Below are 25,466 nucleotides of genomic sequence, written 5' to 3' on the forward strand. Positions count from 1 at the left end.
AAGAATAACATTTAATAATTCGTAAAAAGCGGGATAGGATTTGGTTCTTATTCCGCTTTCGCGAAAGCGAGAAAAAACAAAGCTTATTCTCTACACACATCGTATTTTTACAACATGAGCAGAGATGAACAATTAAAGGAGCGATGGGCGCAAACAACGGCGTTTTTTCAAGAGCGATTCAGTGATGGAGAAGCAATGGACTTAGACGCTATACTCTTTATAATAGGAGTTCAAGAGTTAGGACAGTTACATCGCAAGTTTAAAAAAGATGAAAAGTACCAACTCATGCATATCGCTATATGTCGTGTATTGGAACCTTATGGTTATTATGAGTTCTCACATTTTGATGAAGATAAATGGCCTCATTATGAGGTGAAAGAAAATTTACCACCACTCAAAGCAGGTGAGCAATCTCTATTAATGAAAGAGGCTATCGTTCAGTATATGATGGAAGCTGAGGTAATCGATTAATTACCAACCACTGTATTGAGGTAAATCCACTTTACACATATTAAAATAAACAACCAGCTGACCTCGATGATGCGTCACGTGATCTTGTAACAAATTAAGCATTTGTAATCTAGATTTAGGACCAGCAAAAAACTCTACTTTTTCCTTAAATCTATCTTCATCCATTGCTTTCACGGCAATTGTAACATCATCAAACCTAGAAGCTAAGGCATTTAATAAATCCTCTTTATTTAACTCTGATAAGTCTTCTGGCTCGCCTAAAGTGGCAAGATCAAAGTAAGTTGAGGCTAGCCACTTCATGTTACCTTCTATATGAATCAATTGAGTTTTAAAACTCATTTGGCGCTTAGTAGGTTTGAAATCATATTTATCCTCTGGCATAGCTTCTGCCATAGCAATTAAATATTCTTTTGAATTATTCCACTTTTCAAGAAAAGCACTTTTTACATCATATTGTTGCGCGGTGCTTAGTCCTGCGGTAAGAATGGAGAGTATTAAAATAATCTTCTTCATTATTTCTATAAGTTATTACCTTGATCTAGATTCTCTATACCTAAAGATTTAGACCTTTTTTCCCAATTCTTGCGAGCCAGTTGCTGCATATCTTCTACGTTATCACTTTCATCCATGATTTCAAGACCGAGCATGGTTTCAATGACATCTTCCATAGTAGCAATACCTTGAACACTTCCATAATCATCTACTACTAGCGACATGTGTTCTTTAGTAGCAATCATTTTTTCAAATAATTGTGGAATAGGCGTATTTGCAGGAACCATTGAGATTTCTCGCCTTAAATCTTCTAGCGTTTCTGCTGGTTTATCATGAATAATATCCTCAAGAATGTGATCTTTAAGGACATAACCTTTAATATCATCTCGATTAGAACCGTAAACTGGTATACGTGAAAAACGCAGCTCTGGATTTGCTTTGAAAAACTCCTTGATTTTCATAGTCTGTGGAGCCATAAACATTACAGAACGAGGAGTCATAATATCCTTAACTTCAATTTTATTAAAGTTCATTAAACTCTTGATGTATTGTCCTTCGGCAGGTTCAAAAACTCCTTCTTTCTCTGCGGTATCTGTAATAGCAATAAAATCTTCACGAGTCATGGTGTTCATGTGGGCACTTTTCCCAATCGCCTTAGTGGTTAATTGAAGCAGCCATAAAATTCCAGTCCATTTCAAAGGGAAAATCATAATATTAAGGGCACGAGTAGTAAAACCAGCAAGTCCTTTCCAGTAAGTTGCTCCTATCGTTTTAGGAATAATCTCAGAAACTACTAAAATTAGAATAGTCATGATTCCCGATATAATTCCCACAAATGGTATCCCAAAATAACTGCTGTTATAATCACTAGCACTCACCATATTTTCTGCCTGTACACCTACTAGAATTGCTCCTACGGTATGAGCAAGTGTATTTAAAGTTAGAATGGCGATGAGTGGTTTATCTACATCTTTTTTAAGCTCTTTTAAAGCTGGAATGTATGATGCGCCTTCTTGTCCTTTTACTTTCATAAAAGTGCCAGTAATACTTAGTAATACTGCTTCTAGAATAGAACACAGAAATGAAAAGAAAATGGAAACTGTTGCGTAAATAAGGAGTAATCCCATGAATATTTTTTTGTAAAGTTAGTCAACAATATTTAACCTAATAATTTCACCACATCTTTTGCAAAATAGCTCGCGATTAAATCGGCACCAGCTCTTTTAATGGCAGTGACTTGTTCCATCATCACGGCATCGTGGTTCAACCAGCCTTTCTCTGCGGCCGCTTTAAGCATGGCATATTCTCCACTTACTTGATAAACACTTATAGGAACTTCTACCTCGTTTTTTAAATCACGTACAATGTCTAAGTAACACAATCCTGGTTTTACCATCACAATATCTGCTCCTTCATCGATGTCCATTAATGTTTCTCTTATGGCTTCACTGCGGTTTGCAGGATCCATTTGATAGGTTTTCTTATCGCCGAAACCTGGTGCACTATCCAGCGCATCTCTAAACGGTCCATAAAAAGCACTCGCATACTTAGCACTATAACTCATGATTCCAGTATTCTTAAAACCTTCTTCTTCCAGCGCCTCACGTATATAAAGAATACGTCCGTCCATCATATCGCTAGGTGCGACCATGTCTGCTCCAGCATGTGCGTGTGAGACGCTCATTTGAGCAAGAACTTCGGCGGTTTCATCATTTAGAATTTCTCCATTTTCAACAATTCCATCGTGACCATAACTAGAATATGGATCTAGAGCAACATCAGTCATTACATACATGTCTGGTACAACATCTTTTACGGTTTTAATCGCACGCTGCATGAGTCCGTTTGCGTTGATAGCTTCAGTTCCTTTATTATCTTTTAAGTGGTCAGGAACTTTTACAAAAAGTAATACACTTTTTAATCCCATAGACCAAAGTGTTTTTACTTCTTCCTTCAATAGATCGAGACTGAATCTATAGTAGTCTGGCATAGAAGGAATTTCTTCCTTAATTCCATTTCCTTCCACTATAAAAAGCGGTACTATAAAATCACTCGGCGAGATAATGGTCTCTTGAACTAGTGTTCTAATAGAACTAGTTGTTCTTAATCTTCTATTACGTCTTAATGGATACATATTATAGTGGTAATTCGTTTATTAGAAATCGTAATTTTGATGCGTACTGCGGCACTTTTAAAGTAACCATTTTTGTGTCTGTGTATAAAGTAATACTCGGAGTTTCTGCTCGGGTAGCATCATGCAATGGAAATTGTTCTGCAATAAAAGCATTGATTTTCAATACATCATTATATGATAATTCAACACGTTGCGTTCCTTGATCAGATTTATAAGTCATATAATCTTCCCTAAAACTCATACTCGATTCTTTATCATCACCCATGCGATAGCTGATGCTAAAATCCTTCGTCGCAAAAATGGAGTTGATATTCTCTGTCGTCACGTCAGCAGTTTGCTGGCAAGAAATAGCTATAAATAGCGAGATAAGTAAAATTAGTTTTTTCATTATCGTTTTGTTTCTTCAATTTTTATGGAGTAAAAATTACTTATCGTTTTGTTTCCGTTCCCCAACCCTAAAGGGTGCGGAAACAAATAGCTTTACTTTTTATAATATCAAGTCTTTTATCATTAACCCTAAAGGTTAGAACCTTTAAACATTGTCTAGTGGACTCTAACTTATATGAATTATTACTAGAAACCTCACCCTTTAGGGTTGGGGAAAAGGTTTCGACTTTTGTTTTTCTTCAATAACAGTTTTTATTTTTTCAGTCACAACATCATAATTGTCTAATATTTCATCATTTGTAAATCTAATAACTTCTACATTGTACTTAGAAATATCTAGAGTTCTAGCTCTATCTTTTTTTTGTTGAAGTCGTTTGAAATGATAGCCACCATCTACTTCTATTGCTAATTTTAATTTATGACAGTAAAAATCTAAAACATAAAGGTTAAAAGGATGTTGCCTTCTAAATTTAAAACCTAATGGTTTTCCTTTTAAATATCCCCATAATTTATCTTCTGACTCTGTAGTATTTGCTCTTAAATGAATTGCAAATTTCCTCACCTCAGCCGTTGCCCCAGCAAACATACCTTCAATCTCGAGATAATCTAATTTTTTCAATTTTGTATTTATTACTTCTATCTAGAAATCTCTATTTTATAGAGTAGAAAATTACTTTTCGTTTTGTTTCCGTTCCCCAACCCTAAAGGGTGCGGAAACAAATAGCTTTAATTTTTACAATGTCAAATCTTATAAATAGTCATTATAATAAAATGACTTTTCATTTTTCTACCCAGAAACCTCACCCTTTAGGGTTGGGGAAAGGTTTCTGTTCAATTAATCTTTCTTCAACAACACACTACTCGCCTGCGCAGTGCACATTACTGTTAAATCTGCGATGTTTACGTGTGCTGGTCTTGTGACTGCAAAAAGAATCACATCGGCAACATCTTGAGCTTGTAGAGCCAGATAACCTTGATAAACTTTTTCAGCTCTTTCAGTATCGCCTTTGAATCGCACTTCACTGAAATTGGTTTCAACCAGTCCTGGATTCACAGCGCCTACACGTATTCCATACGGATTTAAATCCAGTCGCATGCCCGTCGTGATGGCATCTACCGCATGTTTAGAACCGCAATACACATTACCGTTAGGATACACTTCTTTTCCAGCTGTAGAACCTATGTTGATAATTTGACCACGTTTTCTATCTCGCATTTGCGGTATCACGGCATTACTTACATAAAGCAATCCTTTCACGTTAATATCCATCATCGCGTCCCAATCTTCAAGATTCCCTTTATCGATAGAGTCTAATCCGTGAGCATTACCGGCATTATTAATAAGAATATCAATCTCGTCAAACGGCGCTTCTTTCAAACTCGCGATTTGAGAAGCTACGATTTCTTTGTCACGCACGTCAAACTCGAGAGTTTCCACAGGAACTTCTGTACCTAATGTTTCTTTAAGTTCGGCGAGTTTCTCGGTATTTCTACCACATAAAACGAGTGCAAAACCTTCATCGGCAAGTGTGATTGCCGTAGCAAGACCTATACCGCTGGTAGCACCAGTAATTAAAGCTGTTTTCATGAAAAGTACTTTCTACAAAAATAAGCAATAGTTGTGTTTAGGGCAGCTTTCGCGAAAGCGTAATTCTAAAACACTGTAACCATCAATAAGATTATCTGTCTTACTTTTCCTTGAGAACTTATAATTGAAGAGTTTTATTAAGGTATGTTTAATTTTTTACAATTTTTTATGCATTTTTAACGCACGATTAACAAGAAACATGATAAGAAAACTACATTTTGCGAGTTAGATTGAATGTAATAGTACATCACTTATGGATCAACAGAATACCGCTATAGATATAGCAAGTATAAATGAAAAAATAACCCAGGAAAGTCAGTTTGTGGACTTACTGGTAAATGAGATGAATAAAGTAATTGTAGGCCAGCAATATATGGTGGAGCGATTACTTATAGGTTTATTAGGTCGTGGACATATTCTTCTAGAAGGAGTTCCAGGACTTGCAAAAACTCTTGCCATTACCACGCTTTCCAAAGCCGTGAGTGGTTCCTTTTCAAGAATCCAGTTCACACCAGATTTATTACCGGCCGACGTTGTGGGAACACTCATCTACAACATGAAAGACGGTGAGTTCAATATTAAAAAAGGACCTGTGTTTGCAAACTTTGTCCTTGCAGACGAGATCAACCGTGCGCCAGCAAAAGTGCAGAGTGCACTTCTAGAAGCTATGCAAGAAAAACAGGTAACAATAGGTGACACAACTTTTCCATTACAACGACCATTTTTAGTAATGGCAACTCAAAACCCAGTAGATCAAGAAGGAACTTATCCTTTACCTGAGGCTCAAATGGATCGTTTTATGTTAAAAACAGTTATCGATTATCCTACCATTGCCGACGAGCAATTTATCATGCGAGCAAATCTTAAGAAAGATTTTCCGGAACCTAATGCTGTAGTAAGCATAGAACAAATCTTGCGTGCGCAGGAAGCAGTAGAGATGGTTTACATGGACGAGAAGATTGAGAAATATATTCTTGACATTGTTTTTGCAACCCGTTATCCTGAAAATTATGGACTGCATGATTTAAAACCTTTGATCAGTTTTGGAGCATCACCTCGTGGATCTATCAACCTTGCCAAAGCTGCAAAATGCTACGCTTTCATAAAGCGTCGTGGTTACGTAGTTCCAGAAGATGTGCGCGCCATAGTACTTGATGTATTGCGTCACCGTATAGGAATCACCTATGAGGCAGAGGCTGAAAACTTCACTACTGAGGATATCGTAAATAAGATTGTGAACACTATTGAGGTACCATAAACGCTAAGCCTTAAGTCCTAAGTTTATGGTCTTAGTTTACAGTTAAATGTCAGTTCGAGCGCATCCTGCCTGCCGGTATAGGCAGGTCGAGAATAGATTAGAACTTCTAGAATTAATTTTTATTCATCAATAATCATTACCCATTTTAATAGTGGATACTAAAGAACTCCTTAAAAAAGTACGTAAAATCGAGATCAAAACACGTCGTTTGAGTGACGCAGTCTTTGGTGGCGAGTACCATAGTGCTTTTAAAGGTCGTGGGATGACATTCAGCGAGGTGCGTAAGTACCAGTATGGTGATGATGTAAGGAATATAGACTGGAACGTTACGGCAAAATATCATGAGCCGTTCATTAAGGTTTTTGAAGAAGAAAGAGAACTTACCTTAATGCTCGTGGCAGACGTGAGCGGTTCCACACTTTTTGGAACTCAAGAACAAGTTAAAAAAGAAATTATTACAGAGCTGTGTGCAACACTAGCATTCAGTGCTTTGCAAAATAATGATAAAGTAGGATTACTACTGTTTTCTGACCAAGTGGAGTTGTTTTTACCACCTAAAAAAGGAAAATCATATATTCTCAGAATCATTAGAGAACTACTGGAATTTGAGCCACAGCACAAAACCACAAACGTAGGTGGCGCTCTAGAATTTATGGCAGGCGTGTTGAAAAAGAAAGCCATCGTTTTTGTGCTATCTGATTTCATGGCGACTGACTATGATAAGACCTTAAAAATCATAGGTCGCAAACATGACGTTACTGGTGTGCGCGTTTATGACCATCGTGAAGCAGTGATGCCTAACATAGGATTGGTCCAGTTTAAAGATCAAGAATCTGGAAAAAGTACCATGGTAAATACCAGTTCTAAATCCACGCGCAATAAATATGCTGCCTATCATCTAGAATGTGCAGACTATTTTAAAAACGCATTTACTAAGTCAGACAGTGGAGCGATAGACCTAGAAACTAAAGAGAGTTACACAAAGAAATTATTAGGATACTTTAAAGCACGATGAAGCATTTGATTCACATAATCTTTTTCGGCTGTTTATTCATAGCCCAAGCGCAGCAACCGGTGCAAACCGTTGTGGACCGCAATGAAATTCTCATGGGTGAGGAAGTTAAACTAGGAATCACAGTTGAAGCTGCAACAAGCGATCTAGTCATCTTTCCAGAGCAAGCAAAATTTGGTGCGATGGAAGTCATTGAGTCCTATCCAGTAGATACGATTCGTGAAAATGATCGTTTAAAACTTTTCAAGGAATATGGCATCACGCAATGGGATTCTGGTGATTATTATGTACCACGATTACAAATTTTAAAGAACGATTTACAACTTCAATCAGACTCAATTCTAGTAAAGGTTCGTGAGGTTCAAGTGGATACGGCTAAGCAAAAAATGTTTGATATCAAACCAGCTATCGATATTCCAGACACGCGACCTACAGACTGGAGCTGGTTATGGTGGTTATTGCTGTTAATTCCAGTTGGGATTTTAGTGTATCTGCTTTCGCGAAAGCGTGAAAAGAAAACCTATGAGGAAACATTACAGCCTTATGAATGGACTAGATATCGTTTAGGGAAACTCGATGAAAAACAATTGATCGAGAACAAACGAGCTAAGGAATATTATACGGAGTTGACTTATATCATTAGAAAATACATAGATTCTAAGGTATATGGCCATGCGCTTGAAAGTACCACGGGACAGCTTCTAGGTGAACTCAAAACCGTAATGGCGGAGCGTGGTATGAACATAACTGCGACTACTGAAACACGCCTTAAAGAAATCCTAGAAAGAGCAGATTTAGTAAAATTTGCTGGAGTAGCACCTGATGCTATTACTGCAAAGGAAGATAGACTGCACACTACAGACATTATTTATAATATCCATCAAGTACTGCCGCCACCTACTGAGGAAGAATTAATGATGGACGCAAAATATAGAAGAAAACAAGAGTTAAAAGCTAGAGGAAAGAAAATAGCGATAGGTGCTGGAATAGGAGTAATTGCAATTGCTGCGGCTATAGGAACTTGGGTGTATTTTGAAGGAAAGGATAATGTAAAAGACATAGTTCTGGGTAATGAACTGCGTGAATATTATGAACAAGACTGGTTGCGATCTGGTTACGGGATTCCTGAAGTTGTCATTTCTACTCCAGACGTTCTAGTGCGTGGTGATGAGGATAAATTACCGCCAGAACTGGATAGTTACATAGGAGCTTTTGACAATTTTAGATTAGGAGAAAGTGGTGATAAACTAAGCATAAACGTGGCGACATTCTTATTTAAAGAAGGTGCTCAAGTAAATGAGTTAACAGCTCAAAATCTTATAGGACCGGTTACTAGCGGTCTTGAAAAAGATGGTGCGACTAATATTATCATGCTTGATAAAGAACTAGAACACAAAGGAATGAAAGGAATTGAGTTTTCTGGAAACTTTGAATATGAAGGAAATAAATACGATTACGATTACTGGATTTTTAATGAGAATAGTGGAATGCAACAAGTCTTTGTGACTTACTTGCAAGATGATGAAGAAGATAAATCTAGAGAATACGGCCGACTGATAAAAGAACGTATTCTAGAATCTGTAGAGATAGCAAAAATTGAGAAACCTAAAAAACAATCGGGCAAATGATAGATTGGTTCAACGGTATCGAGTTCTTGCACCCCAAAATGTTTTGGCTACTACTAGCATTACCACTAGCGATTGCCTGGTATTTCTGGACGCATAAACGACAGCAGGCGCAGGTGCAGATTTCTAGTTTAAAAGGTTTTAAAGCTGAAACTTCATGGCTTGCAAAACTGAGACCTTTGCTGTTCTTGCTGCGATTAGCTGTTCTTGCTTTAGTCATCACAGCACTTGCCAGACCTCAAACTACTGATGTCACTACCAAAACTAAAAAGACCGAAGGAATAGATATAGTCCTTACAGTGGACGTAAGTGCCAGCATGCTTGCCGAAGATTTAAAACCTAATAGACTTGAAGCGACTAAAAAAGTAGCAGCAGATTTTATCATGGGTCGTCCTAATGATCGTATAGGAGTTGTGGTTTATGCTGGAGAAAGTTATACTAAAACACCTATCACTACAGACGAGACTATTTCTTTAAGAGCGATTAAAGAAATCGAGTTTGACGGGATTCTTGAAAACGGAACAGCCATAGGAATGGGACTTGCAACAGCGGTCAACCGTTTAAAAGATAGCGAAGCATTGAGTAAAGTCATCATCTTAATGACTGATGGAGTTAACAACAGCGGTAGATTAGATCCTAAAATTGCGAGTGAGCTTGCTCTAGAATATGGTATTAAAGTTTACACTATAGGAATAGGAACTAATGGGAACGCTCCATCGCCAGTGGCTCAAATAGGTAAAAATAGATTCCGCATGGCGATGATGCCAGTAGAAATCGATGAAGAATTAATGAAGCAAATCGCTGCAGACACTGGCGGGAAATACTTCAGAGCGACAAATAACAAAAAGCTAGAAGAAATCTACGCAGAGATCGACAAGCTAGAAAAAACCGAAATAGAAGAATTTAAATTTATAAATACTGAGGAAAAGTATAGAATCCTTGTGCTGTTTGCACTTGGCTTTTTAGGACTAGAAATGTTGTTGCGATACACAATTTTTAGAACGGTAGCTTAGGAACTTGAACAAAATATTAATACTGAATAAACCAATTCGTATCGAGACAACAAAATTTCTTCCCTTGAGGGAAGGTTAGGATGGGTGTGGCGTAATAAAGGTTAAAATAAAAATAAAAGGAAACAGTAATTCCAATCATAAAAAGCATTTTCAAACAACAAACAACAAACAACAAACAACAAACAACAAACAACAGTTAATGTACCTATTAGAAGAGAAAATATACTTTTGGTTACTCTGCATCATTCCGGTGCTGGTATTGCTATTTGTGCTGTTGTCCTACTGGAGATATAGAGCACAACGCAAGTATGCTGATAAGCATATGCTTTCTCATTTAATTCCAGACCGCTCATGGTTCAAACCTATATTGAAATTAGTAGTTGTGAGTCTTGGTATTTTATTTTTAGTTCTCGGTCTAGTCAACCTCAAAGCAGGAACTAAAATTCAAACCATAAAAAGAGAAGGCGTAGATATCGTGTTTGCAGTGGATATTTCAAAATCCATGCTTGCCGAAGATATCGCACCGAGCCGTTTAGAAAAATCTCAGCAGTTAGTTACCCAAATCATCAACAACTTAGCGAGTGATCGCATCGGGTTGATCGCTTATGCAGGATCTGCAGTGCCACAATTACCCATAACGACTGACTATAGTAGTGCAAAAATGTTCTTACAATCCATGAACACAGATCTGGTTTCTAGTCAAGGAACTGCCATTGCCGAGGCTATCCAGCTGGCCGAAAGCTATTACAGTGAAGATAGTGAAGCCTCAAAAGTGCTCGTGATTATTTCAGACGGTGAGGATCATGAAGGAGAAGCACTCGATTATGCTGAGGCTGCTGCAGAGAAAGGAATACGTATCATAACCATAGGTGTAGGAACCGCAAATGGTGGAACGATTCCTATTAAAAGAAACGGAATAGTACGCGAGTTCAAAAAAGATAATCAAGGTAAAACGGTCATCACTAAACTTAATGCCGAAACGCTAGAAGAAATCGCCAGCACTGGAAACGGTATTTATATAGATGGTACGATTACTGCAAACGTGATAGAGCAATTAAAAGAAGAACTGGCAGGAATAGATAAAGTAGAATTTGAATCGCAACAATACGCTGATTTTGAATCACAATTCCAGTGGTTTTTAGCATTAGGATTGTTCTTTTTATTTTTGGACCTATTCTTTCTAGAGAAGAAAACGGCGTGGTTAAAAAAATTAAACTTATTTAATGAATAGTAGTCCTAAACATATTATTTGTGTGATAGCAATGAGTTTGATGGGTCTCGCTTTCGCGAAAGCGCAACAAAATCAGCCTAATAATTCAGCTTATGATAATGCTGTGCAACAAGCACAAGAATTTACTAAGGATGGCGATTTTAATCAAGCCGAAGCGCAATACCGCAAAGCCAGCGCACTCAAGCCTGATGGCGCTGAGGCGAGCTATAATCTAGGGAATTTGTATTATACAAATGATAAGAAATACAACTCTGTAGAAAATTATAAAAAAGCCGCTGAGGTAGCAACGACTAAAGCCGAAAAGCATAAAATATACCATAATCTAGGGAATTCTTTTCTTGAGAATAAGCAATATAAAGAAGCGGTAGAGGCTTATAAAAATGCCTTGCGCAATGACCCAACAGATGATGAGACGCGTTATAATCTAGCACTTGCTAAGCAAGAACAAGAGCAAAATGGCGGTGGCGGCGGTGGCGGCGACAGCGATGAAAATGACGATCAGAACGAGAACGAAGACAACAAAGAAGGCGATAAGGACGAGAAAAGCGATGGTGACAATAAAGGTGACCAAGACGAGAAAAAAGGAGACGATCAAGAAGGTGATAAAGGCGATGATAAAGAAAGTGACAAAGGTGAAAACAGCGAAGGTGAAAATGGAGATGGAAAGCCTAAGGAGCAAAACCAACAGCCACAACGTACTGAAGGAAAGTTAACGCCACAACAGGCAAGGCAATTGCTAGAAGCGATGTCTAACGAAGAACAGAAAATTCAAGAAAAAGTAAACGCAAAAAAGGCAAAAGGTAAAAGCGTTAAAACAGAGAAGGACTGGTAATATGAGACAATTAATTATTTTTTCTTTTTTAATTCTAGTGAGCTGGAGCAGTCTAGCTCAGGTAGAATTTACGGCGTCTGCAAGTCGTAATCAGATTGCAGTGAATGAACGCGTGCGCGTAGAGTTTAAAATGAATGTAGCCGGCGATAATTTCACGCCACCTAATTTTGAAGGTTTTCAAGTAGTCAGTGGACCTATTCAATCCTTCTCTCAGCAATGGGTAAATGGAAAAAGTAGTATGAGTAAATCGTACAGCTACATTTTAAAACCTAATAAAACAGGTAAAGTTTCCATAAAGCAAGCTGTTATGGAATATGAAGGAGCTGAGTATAAAACAGTACCGTTTGACATTACAATATCTAGTGCTGTAGATGAACCTAAAGATGCAAACAGTGAAGAGATTACAGCCAGCACAGATATTCACCTAGTCGCTGAGGTTTCAAAATCAAACCCATATTTAAATGAACCTATTAAAGTGGTTTATAAATTATATGTGGCAAATAATACTGGAGTAAGTGGCTGGAATGAAATAGACAGTCCTAAATATCCAGATTTTTGGTCGCTTAATGTTGATAATCGCAATGCTCAGGCAAAGAACGGTACTTATTTAGGACAGCCTTATCGTTACTTACAATTGCGTGAAGTAGTTCTATATCCACAGAAAACGGGTGAGCTTGTTATAGAGCCATTAACCTTAGATCTTAATGTTGAAGTTCCTACTAATAAAAGAGACTTTTTCGGTAGAACCATATTTAAAACCGTTTCAAAAACGGTCAGCGCAGGAAGCAGAAAAATTAATGTAAAACCTATACCTACTGTAGGTCGCCCGGCGAGTTACACAGGTGCTGTAGGTGATTTTAAATTTAGAGTTGAACTAGATAAAGCGCAACTAGAGGCTGGAGAAAGTTTAAATGCTGTCGTAAAAGTAGGCGGAACAGGTAACTTAAAGTTAATGGAATTACCTAAACTTAAAGCACCACAAAGCCTAGAAGTATATGAGCCAGCTCGTGGAAATGATGTAAAAACGAGTATTGCGGGAATGAAAGGAACTATAAGTGACACTTATGTGATTGTTCCACAATATGGTGGTAAATATGTGTTGCCACCTGTAGAATTCTCTTATTTTGATCCTAAGAAGGAACAATTCATTACATTAAATAGTGGCGAGAACTTGATCGAGGTAAATGGTCCTGCACCAGCTGCTGGAACAAATACCACTGCTGCAAATACAAATGCAGGAACAGGTAAAAACCACATAGGTAAAGATGCTCAGTTTGCATTTATTAAAACCACGACAGATTTTGTAAGCAAGGAAAAGACTTATTTCTTTGATTCTGCCGGTTACTGGTCGGTTATAGGTGGCTCTTTATTATTAATTCCTATCGTCTTATTAGTAAGACGCAAGCAAGAAGCAATCGCTAGTGACGTAATAGGAAATCGTTTGAAAACGGCAAATAAGTTAAGTAAAAAGTACTTGAGTGCTGCGAGAAAGAATTTAGGAAATCATGAGCAGTTTTACATATCGCTAGAGAAATCGTTACATAATTACCTTAAAGCAAAACTCAACATTCAAACTGCCGAAATGTCTAAAGATAGAGTGAGCGAGTTGCTGCTAGAACGTGGCGCAAATCAAGAGACTAATAAGGAGTTTATTGAATTATTAGCTAGTTGTGAATTTGCAAGATATACACCATCATCTGACAGTGGAATGCAACAGGACTTTGATAAAGCAAGTAAAGTGATTAATGAAATTGATAAACAATTAAAACGCTAATTATGAAGTGGATTATCAGCTTAATATTTGTATTAATTGTTTTGCAAGTTCAAGGTCAGGAAGATGTTGCTAGTACCGCTTTCGCGAAAGCGAATCAAGCATACACTGCAGAGAATTATGAGCTAGCCATAAAAAGCTACCAGCAAGTCCTTAAAACTAATGTGCACAGCTCTGAAGCTTATTTCAATTTAGGAAACGCTCATTACAAACTGAATCAGGTAGGTCCAGCGATTTATAATTATGAAAAAGCCTTGCAGCTTGATCCTAATAATGAAGACGTATTGAATAACTTACAATTTGCACAGCAAATGAAGATAGATGCCGTTGAGGCACTTCCCGAGAATGAGTTGGATTCAAGAGTTAGTAGTATCGCCGGCTCATTGAGTGTGGATGAATGGGCTTATGTGAGCATACTTTTTGTGATTGTTACTATATTATTATTTATACTATTTCATTATTCTCAAACGACTGGAAAAAAACGCTTGTTCTTTATACTCATGATTTTGATAGGGTTAATGGCTGTAGGAAGTATTGCCATAGGGTTTTATGCAAAAAACACTCTTAATAAAGAGCAATATGCCATCGTTTATGCTACAGAATTTACAGCTCGCACTGAACCTAAAACAAGTAGCGACTCCGCATTTGTAATTCATGAAGGAACTAAAGTTGAAGTTCTTGAAGAGTTTAATGAATGGGCGCGCATTTCTCTTGAAAATGGTAGTAAAGCATGGGTAGCACTGGATTCTATTAAGAAATTATAGTCAGCATCTTAACAACTCCATATAGTTAATTGATAATATTCTCACAATTAGTTTAAAAATTCTTTAATTATTCTTTAATTTTATTCGATCTAATAGTAATACTATTAAGTCTTAATTTCTCTGAATAAAATTATCAATATGTTTAAGTATTTAAATAAAGATTTACCTGCAAGTATTGTAGTCTTTTTTGTGGCACTTCCTTTATGTTTAGGAATTGCTCTAGCTAGTGGTGCGCCACCATTTGCTGGAATGATTGCTGGTATTATAGGTGGTATCGTGGTAGGATCATTAAGTGGTTCTCAAATAGGAGTAAGTGGTCCAGCTGCTGGACTTGCCGCAATCGTAATGACAGCTATTACTACTTTAGGTTATGAAGACTTTTTAGTCGCTGTGGTATTAGGTGGATTGATTCAAGTGCTTTTTGGTGTGGCTAGACTAGGAATTATAGGATATTTTTTCCCATCTTCTGTAATTAAAGGAATGCTTACCGGTATTGGAATTATTATTATTTTGAAACAAATACCACATTTCTTTGGTATGGATGAAGATCCACAAGGAGATTTTGCCTTTTTACAATTAGATGGTGAAAACACGCTGACAGAGCTGCTCAAATCAATAAATGCTTTAATAAGTGGTAATTTCAGTATAGGAGCTACAATTATTGCTGTAGCTGCAATGGCTATTTTATTGCTTTGGTCTAATGTACTTTCTAATAAAGGTAAAATATTTACTCTTATTCAAGGTCCACTAGTTGCGGTAGTTATAGGGATAATATATTTTGTGGTAACTAAGGATTCTTCTATAGGTATTACTAAAGAACACCTGGTTGACGTTCCTGTACCAGATGATTTTGATAGTTTCTTAGGTCAGTTTAGTTTTCCAAATTTCTCTGCTTTAAATAATACGGCTGTTTGGATTACCGGTTTTACAATAGCTCTTGTTGCATCACTAGAAACTCTATTATGTGTAGAAGCAACTGATAAATTAGATCCTCAAAAAAATGTAACACCTACTAATCGAGAATTATTTGCACAAGGTACTGGAAATATGATTTCAGGAATGATAGGTGGTTTACCTATTACTCAAGTGATTGTACGTAGTTCTGCAAATATTCAATCAGGTGGAAGAACTAAACTATCTGCTATTGTCCATGGGTTTTTACTGCTTATCGCTGTTATTTTAATACCTACATTACTTAATAAAATTCCATTATCGGTTCTAGCTGCCATTCTATTTATAGTTGGTTTTAAACTAGCTAAGCCTTCTACTTTTAAACAAATGTTCAGCTTAGGTTGGAAACAATGGGTTCCTTTCTTAGTAACTATTATAGGAATTGTATTTAAAGATTTACTATGGGGAATAGGAATAGGGCTAGTAGTTGGAATTATTATCACGCTTATTAAAAGTTACCAAAATTCTCACTTCTTGCATAAAGAAGGAGAAGATGTAGATGATGGAAAAATTAAAATGACTCTTGCTGAGGAAGTTTCATTCTTTAATAAAGCTACTATCCTTAAAGAACTAGACCGCTTGCCTGAGAATTCTTTCTTAGAACTCGATGTAAGAAAAACGAGATCTTTAGATCACGATATTATTGAGATTTTAGAAGACTTTGCAGTTAAAGCTAAAGAAAGAAATATTAATATAAAACTAGTCTCTGAACGTGGGATCGTTGAGAATCCAGAGAGTTATATAGATTTCTTTACATTAAGACCTAAAGTGAAGAAATTTAGGGTAAAATCATAAAATATGAAGAACCTATTCTCTAATCTTAAAGGAGATTTATTTGGTGGATTAACAGCTGGTATTGTCGCATTACCATTAGCACTAGCTTTTGGTGTGCAATCTGGTTTAGGAGCTATTGCTGGATTGTATGGCGCCATTTTTATAGGGTTTTTTGCATCCTTATTTGGTGGAACAAACACTCAAATATCTGGACCTACTGCGCCTATGACGGCAGTAAGTTTAGTAATTATTGCAGGAATTGTTCAATTAAATGATGGCGTTATAGCAGACGCTCTTCCTGCCATTCTTGCTGTGTTTGTTATTGCTGGACTGGCGCAAATTCTATTAGGTGCACTCAAGCTTGGGAAGTATATTAAATATATTCCTTATCCTGTGGTATCGGGTTTTATGACTGGAATAGGTATCATCATTTTATTAACTCAAATTTTACCAGCGATAGGCTATTATCCTGCTGAAGATGATGAATATGTAAACACCTTTAAATACCAGGCTAACGAAGTAATTCTGAACAATATTCTAGAAGAAGAGGCTGACAAGGAACTTCTAGTTTTAAAGGATTTTGAAGAAACGATTTCTAGAGCCGCAAAGATCACACCCGAGCAAGTAAGAACAGAATCTCAAACACTTGCAAAAAGCTCAAGTAGTGGAGTTATAGGTGCCATTAAAATGTTGCCGCAAGCCATAGGAAAGATCAACTGGCCAGAATTCTGGTTAGCACTCATTACCATAGCCATCATTTTTGGATTTAAAAGAATCACAACGGCTATTCCATCTACCTTAATTGCTTTGATAGGAGTTACTCTCGCTAGTTATTTGTTAAAACTAGAAGTGCGCACCATCGGAGAAATTCCATCTGAGTTTCCGCCATTTAATTATGAAATCATCACCGGATTCAATTTAGAACAAGTTGGGCCATATATATTATCTGCTGTTATGTTAGCTTTTTTAGGGTCCATAGATTCTTTGTTAACCAGTGTCGTTGCAGATAATATGACAAAAACGCAACACAATCCTAACAAAGAACTTATAGGTCAAGGAATAGGTAATAGTATTGCAGCATTTTTTGGCGGTATTCCAGGAGCTGGAGCTACCATAAGAACTGTAGTTAATATAAATAGTGGTGGTAAAACTAAACTATCAGGTATGATTGCGGCTGTTCTACTACTTGTGATACTATTAGCCTTAGGCTCATTAGCATCTGAAATTCCGAGTGCGGTTCTTGCAGGTATATTGATTACAGTTGGTATAGGTGTAATGGATTATAAAGGTCTGAAAGTGATACGTTCTATTCCTAAAAGTGATGTGTTTATCATGCTGGTGGTTTTAATACTTACTGTATCATGGGACTTAGTGTATGCTGTAGGAATAGGTCTAGTGATCGCTAGTCTTGTATTCATGAAAAAAATGGGTGATGTTAATTCCATGAAATCAGGAATTAAAACTCTTACAGATTTAAATCTGAAGGATCACGTTGACTATTCAAGAATTCCAGTAGAATTGAGAGAAGAGATATTTATTAAAGAATTGAATGGACCTATCTTTTTTGGGTACACTAAAGAGTTTCAAGCGATGTCACGAGATGTGCCTGATTATGCAACGCATGCCATGATACGTATGGAAAAAGTGCCATTCATAGATCAATCTGGATTGTTTGCATTTGAAGACGTTTTACAAGCACTTGTAAAACGCGGAGTAACGCCATTATTAGTAGGAGTACAAGAACAACCAGAATATAGATTTAGCGCCATAGACATTATCCCAGACTTAGTAGGTGAAGAACATCTATTTGAAAACTATGAGGAGTGCTTACAATGGATTAAAGAAAATGTAGAGGACACCATTCCTAGCGCCTTGGAAGTTTAATGATTACCAGGAAGTGCTAGTAGAATCCACTTGCGTTTCATTTTCATCTCGATCACCACGTATTCTGCGATCTACACGATCGGCCTCAGCGAGGATTTTAGGTAATAAGAATGGAGCTAGTGGCTCAATGTGTTCATAGACTATACTTTCATCTGTGGTTTTATCTCCTAAGAGATTAAACTCGCCACTGGCTGTTTTAATAAACATTAAGATGACACTTGCTAGAAAGCCCATTTTGATCAGTCCAAATGCGCCACCAGCAAGCTTGTTTAAGAAGCCTAGCTTAGCAGTTTTCATCAACTTAGTAACTAATTTACCTACGTAACTTATTACAAAAATGATGACCACAAATGTCAATATAAAGCTTACTATGGTGATATAAGTCTCTTCCCATTCAAACTGCTTGCGTAACCAGTCACCAGCATAATTTGAGAAGTAAATAGCTCCGTAAATTGCTGCTATTAAAGCGAGTAAAGAAGTGAGTTCTACAAAAAAGCCATTGAGATAACCTTTCCAAAGACCAACCAACAACACTATACAAATAACAATATCTAACCAATTCATAAGCTCAAATATAATGAGATGCGATACAACTCAACAATTTTGAATTAAAAAAGGATTGAGATTTTAAGATTCCAGCTCAGATTTTATACGTGCCATTAAGGCTTTTCCTCCTTTTGAGAAGATTTTTTCAGATTGCGCTTTCGCGAAAGCGAGACCATTATCATCATTTGTTTCCTGTAACGATATTTGATCTTGAACATCAATACGTTCTTTACCATCGATACTAAGCAGACAACCTGTAAAATGAATATGATCATTATGAATTTGAGCAATCGCACCTATAGGAGCAGTACAGCCACCTTCTAGCTCACGTAAAAAACGACGCTCTATATCTACACACAATTGGGTTTGCGCATTATTAAGTTGATGCACTGCATCAAGTACTGCTGTGTTATTTCCCATCGCTGCAACCATCATAGCGCCTTGTGCTGGTGCTGGAACAAAACTATCGAGATCAGAATATTCAAAGCCGTAATTACCTTTTAACTGGGCTAGTAATCCTATGCGGTCTAGGCCAGCTTTGGCAAAAATTGCTGCGTTCCAATCTTTATTAGTGTGCAATTTTGAAAGTCTCGTGTTTACATTTCCTCTCAAATCCACCACTTTATGTTGAGAATACATATTGAGCCACTGTGCTTTGCGACGCAAGCTACCAGTGGCGATTGTCATCGCCTCGTCAGGATTAAAATTTGATTTATAGACTAGAATATCTTTTTGTGAAGCACGCTCTAGAACAGCGGCTTGCACCATACCTTTAGGCAATTGAGTAGGCACGTCTTTAAGACTGTGCACTGCAATGTCTATATCACCTTTAACGAGTGCAACGTCTAGTGTTTTTGTGAATATACCAGTGATTCCCATTTCATAAAGTGGCTCATCGAGATTGAGATCGCCTTGAGATTTCACGGGAGATAATTCGGTATCAAAACCTAGTGCTTCTAGCTGTGATTGTACTGTGGTAGCCTGCCACATCGCTAGTTGAGAATCGCGTGTTCCTATTCTTATTTTAAGACTCATAATTAATTGCTTAATTCTTCCAGTTTAAAAACCTTGTTGAGAAGATTTATGGCCTCTTCAGTGCTTTCATCTTCATTGCGCAAGTGGTTTGCAAAATGCCCTGCAATTTTTTGAATAATGCGATCTGCTAGAACGTCTGCTTGCTCGTGATTAAAATCGTCAAACTTAGTACGGCTATTTTTAATCTCAGCATCTTTAAGTGTTGAAAGTTTAGTCTTTAAAGCATGCATAGTAGGAGCAAACTGTCTCGACTCTATCCATAGTTTAAAATCGGCATGGATGGTTGCGATAATTTCTCTTGCTTGAGGAATAAAATTCTCTCTATTTGAAAGTGTCTTATGCGTTATTTTAGATAGCTCATCTAGATGAATTAAAGTAACGTTATCGAGTTCTTTAACGTTGTCATCTACGTTTTTAGGAATAGATAAATCTAGAATTAATAGCGGTTTACTAGTATGAATAACTTGCTTAGAAATAGTAGGTTTTTGCGCTCCAGTAGCGACTATGATAATATCTGAATTTGCAATTTCTTCTTCAAGTTCTGCAAAGTCTTTTACAACAAGATCAAATTTTCCAGCAATTACTTCTGCCTTTTGCTTGGTGCGGTTGATAAGCGTAATCTGTTTATTTACCGTGTGTTTAACTAGGTTTTCACAGGTATTGCGACCTATTTTACCTGTTCCAAAAAGTAATATATTTTTTGAAGGACCGCTCGCTGGGTAATTTTCTAGAATATATTGAGCACTGGCAAAACTTACTGATGTGGCTCCACTGCTCAATTCAGTTTCGGTTTTAATGCGTTTACTAGCTTGAATCACACAGTTAAGCAATCGCTCCATGTACGTATTGATCAGGTTCAGTTTTTTAGAACGTTTAAAAGCCATTTTCAACTGACCTATGATTTCAAAATCTCCTAAAATTTGACTGTCCAGTCCAGTGCCTACGGTGTAAAGATGTTGACAGGCATCATCGTTCTTTTGGATGTATGCGATTTTTTGGAACTCCTCTACAGTTCCCTGAGAATGCTCACACAGCAGCCGTATTAATTGATATGGATGCTCTGCAAAACCATATAACTCTGTACGATTACAGGTAGAAATGACCGCTAGTGATGGAATTCCTTCTTCTTTGGCTTCTTGCAACAACGCATCGATCGCCTCTTCATTTAATGAAAATAGACCACGCATCTCTGCATCGGCTTTGCGATAACTGAGACCTATACTGTAAAATGAAAAATGCTTGGGCTGAACTGCCGCCATGTTAATTCACTAATGAGTAACAAAATTATGGGAGATTAAGCATTTATAATAACGCCACAGGTTCCTTTTTAAACGCAATGAGTTACTTTTGTAACGGAACTTATTACTTTGTACTGATAATGGGTTATAGCATCGCTTTCGCGAAAGCGTAACACATCTATTTAGAGTAATTATAAATAAGATTGATTATGGAAAACATCGCTAGAGGTGCCGCTGAGGTTACCTTAATTGAGGAAGGATTTCAAGTAGTACGCTTGAAGAATGAAACAGATGATACAGCTCATTTTCATCACGATGTGGATAACAGTTATATCCAGTTTCATTTTTGTTTAAAAGGTGAAGTAGAACTGGCTTTTAATGAAGGAAGTTATAAGCTAAGTCTTTCAGAACAAAATAGTTACTTGCTGTATAATCCATCTAGAGATTTACCTATAAACCTAAATTTAAAAGGTCATACATGGTTTATTTGTGTGTTAGTTTCTATTAAAAAGTTCCATTCTCTTTTCTCACCAGACGCGCAACATGTGAGTTTTTTAAGTGCCGAGAATAAGGACAAAAAATACTACGTAGATGGCAGTATTTCTCCTTCTATGGCTGTAGCATTACACCAGCTCATGAATTATAACCTGAACGATGCGATTAAGAGATTGTACTTTAAAGGGAAATCTTATGAATTAATGTCGCTCTACTTCAACAGCCCAGAAGATGCCGATGTGGAAGCATGTCCATTTCTCGTGGATGAAGAAAACATGCGCAAGATTAAAAAGGCCAAAGAAATCATCATAGACCGCATGACGAATCCGCCATCGTTGAGTGAGTTGTCTATGGAAATAGGATTATCGCTCAAAAAACTCAAAGAAGGTTTTAAAGAAGTTTATGGCGATACAGTTTATGGCTTTTTACTCGAGCACAAAATGGATTATGCACGCCAGCTTCTCGATAGCGGCCAGCATAACGTCAACGAAGTAGGTTTAAAAGTAGGATACAGCACGGCAAGTCATTTTATAAGCGCTTTTAAAAAGAAGTATGGAACAACGCCTAAGAAGTATTTGACTGGGAACTAGTTTATGAGCTGTGAGTGTTTGAGTAAAAGTAGGCAGTTGGCAGGTTCGTTTTTTGCGCTTCGCTTTTAAACGGTCGTAGGCAGTTGGTTTAGTTGGTGAGTTTTTGAGCTTTGAGTCTTTGAGTTTTTGAGTAAGTAGGCAGTAAGCAGGTTCGTTTTTTGCGCTGCGCTTTAAAACGTGAGTAGGCAGTTGGTTTAGTTTTTAAGCTGTGAGTTTTTAGTATTCACTAAAATAATAATTGAACCTGTCATTACGAGGAGAGCAACGACGAAGTAATCTGCTGATTATGAAATGCTTTTGATTGTTATATAATAACTACCAAATTACAATCGTTTAAATAGAAACCAACTTTTTATGAGAGCTTTTCAATTTACTGTTATCTGTTTTGTTTTATTGCTAAGTTGTAAATCTGAATTAAAAACAGAAGTTTCTATTGTTGATGAATGCGAGTTTTGGGTTAATTTAAATGATGAGTTTGAAGAAGGACAACATGGATATAGTAATTATTTGAAAAGTAAATTGCCTGAAATAATAAAAGATTATAAAAATCATAAAACGGAAAACAATCGATCAATTAATCGGTACGATGAAAATTTGGCAACTTATATAAGTTTTAGTCACAGAAGACAACGAGATACTAAAAGCCCAAAAGATTCGCTAGTTCAACAATTTTATCATTTAAGCAAACGACACTTGGGTGAGCAACAAATAGTTTTAAATGAGGATAAGTTTTACGAAGTAATAACTTCAGACATAGTAGAAGAAAAGTGGATGGCATTTTTTGAGATTGATTCTATTGTTCGTAAAAAGGCACTGCCCTACATAAAAGAGCATGGTCTTCCTGTAAAAGAAGATTCATTATGTAAAGAAGCATATAAAAGTGTACTATACCGCTTTGCTCAAGATAAAGAGCTGCAAAGTATTTTACAGGAAATGAAGGATAATAATCAAATTACTAAGGATGATTTATCCTTAGCAAATGCTAATTTATTGAATTGATTATAGAAACTTACCCTTTAGGGTTAGGGAAAAGTTTCGGTTTAATGTAGCAGAACCCTTTTTGTGGCTCACTCAGCGTTGCTGAGCTTGTCGTCCACCTGTTTTCCCTTCACAAAGGGAAATGCTTTTAAGGTATAGAATTAAAAGTTTGAGCTGTCATTCTGAATTTACCTACCTGCCAGCAGGTTTCAGAATCTGCTGGTGATGGCAATGGATAAAAATTTCATCATTCCATTTTCCTTAATCGATATTAAGTATTCAAAAAGACATCCTACTGCAGACTATAAACTGAAAGATTTAAAAACTACCTCTTCTTCAACAGCTCTAAAATCTCTTTATAAGTCTTATCATTTTCAGGATGCTCTTTTAAGTAATTATATACGTTGTCAATCACAGCTTGAGAAGCTCCTAAGTCTTCAAAAATGGCCAGATCTTGCGCCCAGTTTTTGATATTTCCTGTCGTTTCACCTAATTGCTGACTAGCTAGAGTCACTTCACGGATTTCCTTATAGACATCAGCTTTTTTGAACTTTACAATTTCAGTGTAAATATCATTAAAAGTCATTTGCTCGACTTGTTTTTCCTTAGAAATACGAGCCAGCATAGTATTAAACACATCCATATTACCGAAAAAGTTCACATCAAACTCATCCAGTCCACAAGGTCTAAGTTTTGCAATCTCTTTAAAAAGTACGTTCTCATGTGCAAAAGAACCATCCAGCATAAACTCTAGTTTTTTGGCTAGTTGCAATTCGCAGGTTTGTTGAGGTGTGTTTTCTGATGGACTATTTTGTGCTTGAGCTACAATAGCAAAGCATATCACAATAGCAAAAAGATACTTTTTCAATGTAATTTTCATTTGATGGTATAACGTGTTGTAGTAATTCTTAGTACACTAGGCAAAGAAAATGCCAAAAGCACTCGTTTACAACTAAACCGCTACATTTTCTGAAATTACCACTGCCTCCAGTGCTTGCTTCACATCGGCAATGAGGTCATCACTGTTCTCCACACCTATGGATAAACGGACAAGAGCATGTGTGACACCTATCGCCTCTGCGTGTTCTTCATCTACTCCAGCATGAGTCATTGAGCGTGGATGCTCTGCCAGGCTTTCAGTTCCACCTAGACTTACCGCAAGACGAATTAACCTCAAAGAATTCAAAAATTTAAAAGCTTCTTTCTCGCCACCTTTTATTTCAAAACTGATCATAGCGCCAGGTCCATCATATTGCTTTTTATAAATGGTATAATCTGGAGAATCGGGCTTAATTAATCCTAGGTAATTCAGTTTTGCTATTTTCTCTTGATCTTTTAAGAAGTTTGCTACTTCTATCGCATTGCGTTGCTGTTGTTCCATGCGTATTTTTAAAGTTTCTAGACTGCGCATTAACATCCATCCAGTATGTGGAGAAGCCATATTTCCTAAGAAGGTACGCAACACTTTTACACGTTGCATAATCTCAGCATTTCCTAGAACGGCACCAGCGATTAAATCACTGTGTCCACCTATATATTTAGTCGCGCTGTACATAACAATATCTGCGCCTAACTGTAAAGGATGCTGCCATAACGGTCCCATATAAGTGTTATCTACACCTACCAGCACTGGTTTTTCCTCAGTTGAAAAATGGTCTGCAATCTCGCGACACATTGTGATATCTATGAGTGAATTAGTTGGATTTGCAGGAGTTTCTATGTGCATTAATGCTACCTTATTTTCATAACCAGCATCATATACTAGCTTAATGATTTCCTCTTTACTCATTCCTGATGTAAAACCTAGTGTATGGATTCCATATTTAGGCAAGAAATGATTGATAAAATGATCTGTTCCACCATATGTTGGTGAGCTGTATAACAACACCTGACCAGGCTCTAAGAATTCCATAAGAACTGTAGAAATCGCACTCATTCCACTTTCAAAAACCGCACAATCATCTGCTTGATCCCATAAACGCAATCTGTTTTCAAGAATCTCAAGATCTGGATTATTGATACGACTATAAATCAATCCCATTTCTTCACCGGGAAGTTTTTCCCGCTTTCCATAAGCTAGCTCAAAGTATGCCTTTCCTTCTTCGGCAGTTTTGAAGACAAATGTGGATGTTAAAAATATAGGACACTTAATAGCACCTTCAGACAGTTCAGGTTTGTAACCATAAGACATCATCAGGCTTTCTGGCTTCATAGAATCTTTCATAACTAGACAGTTTAAAACTGTGACAATTTACTTTTTTTTGAGGATTCAATCGATTTCGTAGCTTATTATTTTTGATACTATAATTACGAGCCACTAGAGTTGAAGATTATGTAATTAAAGACTTACACATTAATTCTTAAAATTTTATTAAATTTAAGCCTAACCAATAAACC

Annotated in this window: 24 protein-coding genes; 13 read left to right on the forward strand and 11 right to left on the reverse strand. The window is 36.9% G+C overall.

Features of this window, described 5'->3' with window-relative positions:
• Window positions 1-114: 114 nt before the first annotated feature.
• Window positions 115-471, forward strand: a complete 357-nt coding sequence (locus ACSHWW_RS00585) for a hypothetical protein (protein WP_435680459.1) — start codon at window positions 115-117, stop codon at window positions 469-471.
• Here the strand turns inward: ACSHWW_RS00585 and ACSHWW_RS00590 are convergent, their stop codons facing one another.
• The 6 genes from ACSHWW_RS00590 to ACSHWW_RS00615 all read right to left on the reverse strand — a co-directional run bounded on the left by ACSHWW_RS00590 (window position 472) and on the right by ACSHWW_RS00615 (window position 5,072).
• Window positions 472-984 carry a DinB family protein gene (locus ACSHWW_RS00590; protein WP_435680460.1) on the reverse strand — a complete coding sequence of 171 codons (513 nt, stop codon included), beginning with the start codon at window positions 982-984 and terminating at the stop codon, window positions 472-474.
• A gap of 5 nt (window positions 985-989) precedes the next feature.
• Window positions 990-2,090, reverse strand: a complete 1,101-nt coding sequence (locus ACSHWW_RS00595) for a CNNM domain-containing protein (RefSeq protein ID WP_435680461.1) — start codon at window positions 2,088-2,090, stop codon at window positions 990-992.
• A gap of 32 nt (window positions 2,091-2,122) precedes the next feature.
• Window positions 2,123-3,097 carry a porphobilinogen synthase gene (gene hemB, locus ACSHWW_RS00600; RefSeq protein ID WP_435680462.1) on the reverse strand — a complete coding sequence of 325 codons (975 nt, stop codon included), beginning with the start codon at window positions 3,095-3,097 and terminating at the stop codon, window positions 2,123-2,125.
• A gap of 1 nt (window position 3,098) precedes the next feature.
• Complete coding sequence (locus ACSHWW_RS00605) at window positions 3,099-3,485, reverse strand: hypothetical protein (protein WP_435680463.1); 387 nt, start codon at window positions 3,483-3,485, stop codon at window positions 3,099-3,101.
• 201 nt (window positions 3,486-3,686) lie between these two features.
• Window positions 3,687-4,103, reverse strand: coding sequence for an endonuclease domain-containing protein (locus ACSHWW_RS00610; RefSeq protein WP_435680464.1), 417 nt, complete (start codon window positions 4,101-4,103; stop codon window positions 3,687-3,689).
• Window positions 4,104-4,319: 216 nt separating this feature from the next.
• Window positions 4,320-5,072: an SDR family NAD(P)-dependent oxidoreductase gene (locus ACSHWW_RS00615; protein WP_435680465.1), complete on the reverse strand. Its 753-nt coding sequence runs from the start codon at window positions 5,070-5,072 to the stop codon at window positions 4,320-4,322.
• A 253-nt stretch (window positions 5,073-5,325) separates the two neighbouring features.
• Here ACSHWW_RS00615 and ACSHWW_RS00620 point away from each other — a divergent pair, with 253 nt between their 5' ends.
• The 10 genes from ACSHWW_RS00620 (at window position 5,326) to ACSHWW_RS00665 (ending at window position 18,187) form a co-directional block, all read left to right on the forward strand.
• A complete protein-coding gene (locus ACSHWW_RS00620) occupies window positions 5,326-6,330 on the forward strand; it encodes an AAA family ATPase (RefSeq protein WP_435680466.1) in 1,005 nt (334 codons plus the stop codon).
• A 151-nt stretch (window positions 6,331-6,481) separates the two neighbouring features.
• Window positions 6,482-7,345 carry a DUF58 domain-containing protein gene (locus tag ACSHWW_RS00625; protein WP_435680467.1) on the forward strand — a complete coding sequence of 288 codons (864 nt, stop codon included), beginning with the start codon at window positions 6,482-6,484 and terminating at the stop codon, window positions 7,343-7,345.
• Entirely contained in the window at window positions 7,342-8,970 is a 1,629-nt protein-coding gene (locus ACSHWW_RS00630) for a hypothetical protein (protein WP_435680468.1), read from the forward strand. Before ACSHWW_RS00625 ends, ACSHWW_RS00630 begins: the two co-directional genes overlap by 4 nt.
• The gene (locus tag ACSHWW_RS00635; RefSeq protein WP_435680469.1) at window positions 8,967-9,980 is read left to right on the forward strand and encodes a vWA domain-containing protein; all 1,014 of its coding nucleotides are present in this window, start codon (window positions 8,967-8,969) and stop codon (window positions 9,978-9,980) included. Before ACSHWW_RS00630 ends, ACSHWW_RS00635 begins: the two co-directional genes overlap by 4 nt.
• Before the next feature lie 199 nt (window positions 9,981-10,179).
• On the forward strand, window positions 10,180-11,211 hold the full coding sequence (locus ACSHWW_RS00640; RefSeq protein WP_435680470.1) for a VWA domain-containing protein: 1,032 nt from the start codon (window positions 10,180-10,182) through the stop codon (window positions 11,209-11,211).
• Window positions 11,204-12,043: a tetratricopeptide repeat protein gene (locus tag ACSHWW_RS00645; RefSeq protein WP_435680471.1), complete on the forward strand. Its 840-nt coding sequence runs from the start codon at window positions 11,204-11,206 to the stop codon at window positions 12,041-12,043. The genes ACSHWW_RS00640 and ACSHWW_RS00645 overlap by 8 nt, the downstream gene beginning before the upstream one ends.
• A gap of 1 nt (window position 12,044) precedes the next feature.
• Window positions 12,045-13,817: a BatD family protein gene (locus tag ACSHWW_RS00650; protein WP_435680472.1), complete on the forward strand. Its 1,773-nt coding sequence runs from the start codon at window positions 12,045-12,047 to the stop codon at window positions 13,815-13,817.
• 2 nt (window positions 13,818-13,819) lie between these two features.
• Complete coding sequence (locus ACSHWW_RS00655; RefSeq protein ID WP_435680473.1) at window positions 13,820-14,578, forward strand: tetratricopeptide repeat protein; 759 nt, start codon at window positions 13,820-13,822, stop codon at window positions 14,576-14,578.
• Window positions 14,579-14,716: 138 nt separating this feature from the next.
• Window positions 14,717-16,324, forward strand: coding sequence for a SulP family inorganic anion transporter (locus tag ACSHWW_RS00660; RefSeq protein ID WP_435680474.1), 1,608 nt, complete (start codon window positions 14,717-14,719; stop codon window positions 16,322-16,324).
• Between the two features lie 3 nt (window positions 16,325-16,327).
• Window positions 16,328-18,187 (forward strand): SulP family inorganic anion transporter, encoded by a 1,860-nt coding sequence (locus tag ACSHWW_RS00665; protein WP_435680475.1) that lies wholly within the window; start codon window positions 16,328-16,330, stop codon window positions 18,185-18,187.
• A gap of 3 nt (window positions 18,188-18,190) precedes the next feature.
• Here ACSHWW_RS00665 and ACSHWW_RS00670 read toward each other — a convergent pair whose 3' ends face one another.
• The 3 genes from ACSHWW_RS00670 to hemA all read right to left on the reverse strand — a co-directional run bounded on the left by ACSHWW_RS00670 (window position 18,191) and on the right by hemA (window position 21,027).
• On the reverse strand, window positions 18,191-18,751 hold the full coding sequence (locus ACSHWW_RS00670) for a CvpA family protein (RefSeq protein WP_435680476.1): 561 nt from the start codon (window positions 18,749-18,751) through the stop codon (window positions 18,191-18,193).
• Window positions 18,752-18,814: 63 nt separating this feature from the next.
• Window positions 18,815-19,768 (reverse strand): hydroxymethylbilane synthase, encoded by a 954-nt coding sequence (gene hemC, locus ACSHWW_RS00675; RefSeq protein WP_435680477.1) that lies wholly within the window; start codon window positions 19,766-19,768, stop codon window positions 18,815-18,817.
• Between the two features lie 2 nt (window positions 19,769-19,770).
• Window positions 19,771-21,027 carry a glutamyl-tRNA reductase gene (gene hemA / locus ACSHWW_RS00680; protein WP_435680478.1) on the reverse strand — a complete coding sequence of 419 codons (1,257 nt, stop codon included), beginning with the start codon at window positions 21,025-21,027 and terminating at the stop codon, window positions 19,771-19,773.
• Window positions 21,028-21,215: 188 nt separating this feature from the next.
• Between hemA and ACSHWW_RS00685 the strand changes: the two genes are divergently transcribed.
• Together ACSHWW_RS00685 and ACSHWW_RS00690 are read left to right on the forward strand one after the other, a co-directional pair.
• Entirely contained in the window at window positions 21,216-22,091 is an 876-nt protein-coding gene (locus ACSHWW_RS00685; RefSeq protein WP_435680479.1) for a helix-turn-helix transcriptional regulator, read from the forward strand.
• Window positions 22,092-22,445: 354 nt separating this feature from the next.
• Window positions 22,446-23,090, forward strand: a complete 645-nt coding sequence (locus ACSHWW_RS00690; RefSeq protein WP_435680480.1) for a hypothetical protein — start codon at window positions 22,446-22,448, stop codon at window positions 23,088-23,090.
• Window positions 23,091-23,394: 304 nt separating this feature from the next.
• Here the strand turns inward: ACSHWW_RS00690 and ACSHWW_RS00695 are convergent, their stop codons facing one another.
• Both ACSHWW_RS00695 and ACSHWW_RS00700 read right to left on the reverse strand, forming a co-directional pair.
• The gene (locus tag ACSHWW_RS00695; RefSeq protein WP_435680481.1) at window positions 23,395-23,937 is read right to left on the reverse strand and encodes a hypothetical protein; all 543 of its coding nucleotides are present in this window, start codon (window positions 23,935-23,937) and stop codon (window positions 23,395-23,397) included.
• Window positions 23,938-24,021: 84 nt separating this feature from the next.
• Entirely contained in the window at window positions 24,022-25,293 is a 1,272-nt protein-coding gene (locus ACSHWW_RS00700; RefSeq protein WP_435680482.1) for a cystathionine gamma-synthase family protein, read from the reverse strand.
• Window positions 25,294-25,466: the final 173 nt, after the last annotated feature.

Origin of the sequence: Nonlabens sp. (assembly GCF_051251825.1) — a bacterium.
Taxonomy (GTDB): Bacteria; Bacteroidota; Bacteroidia; order Flavobacteriales; family Flavobacteriaceae; genus Nonlabens.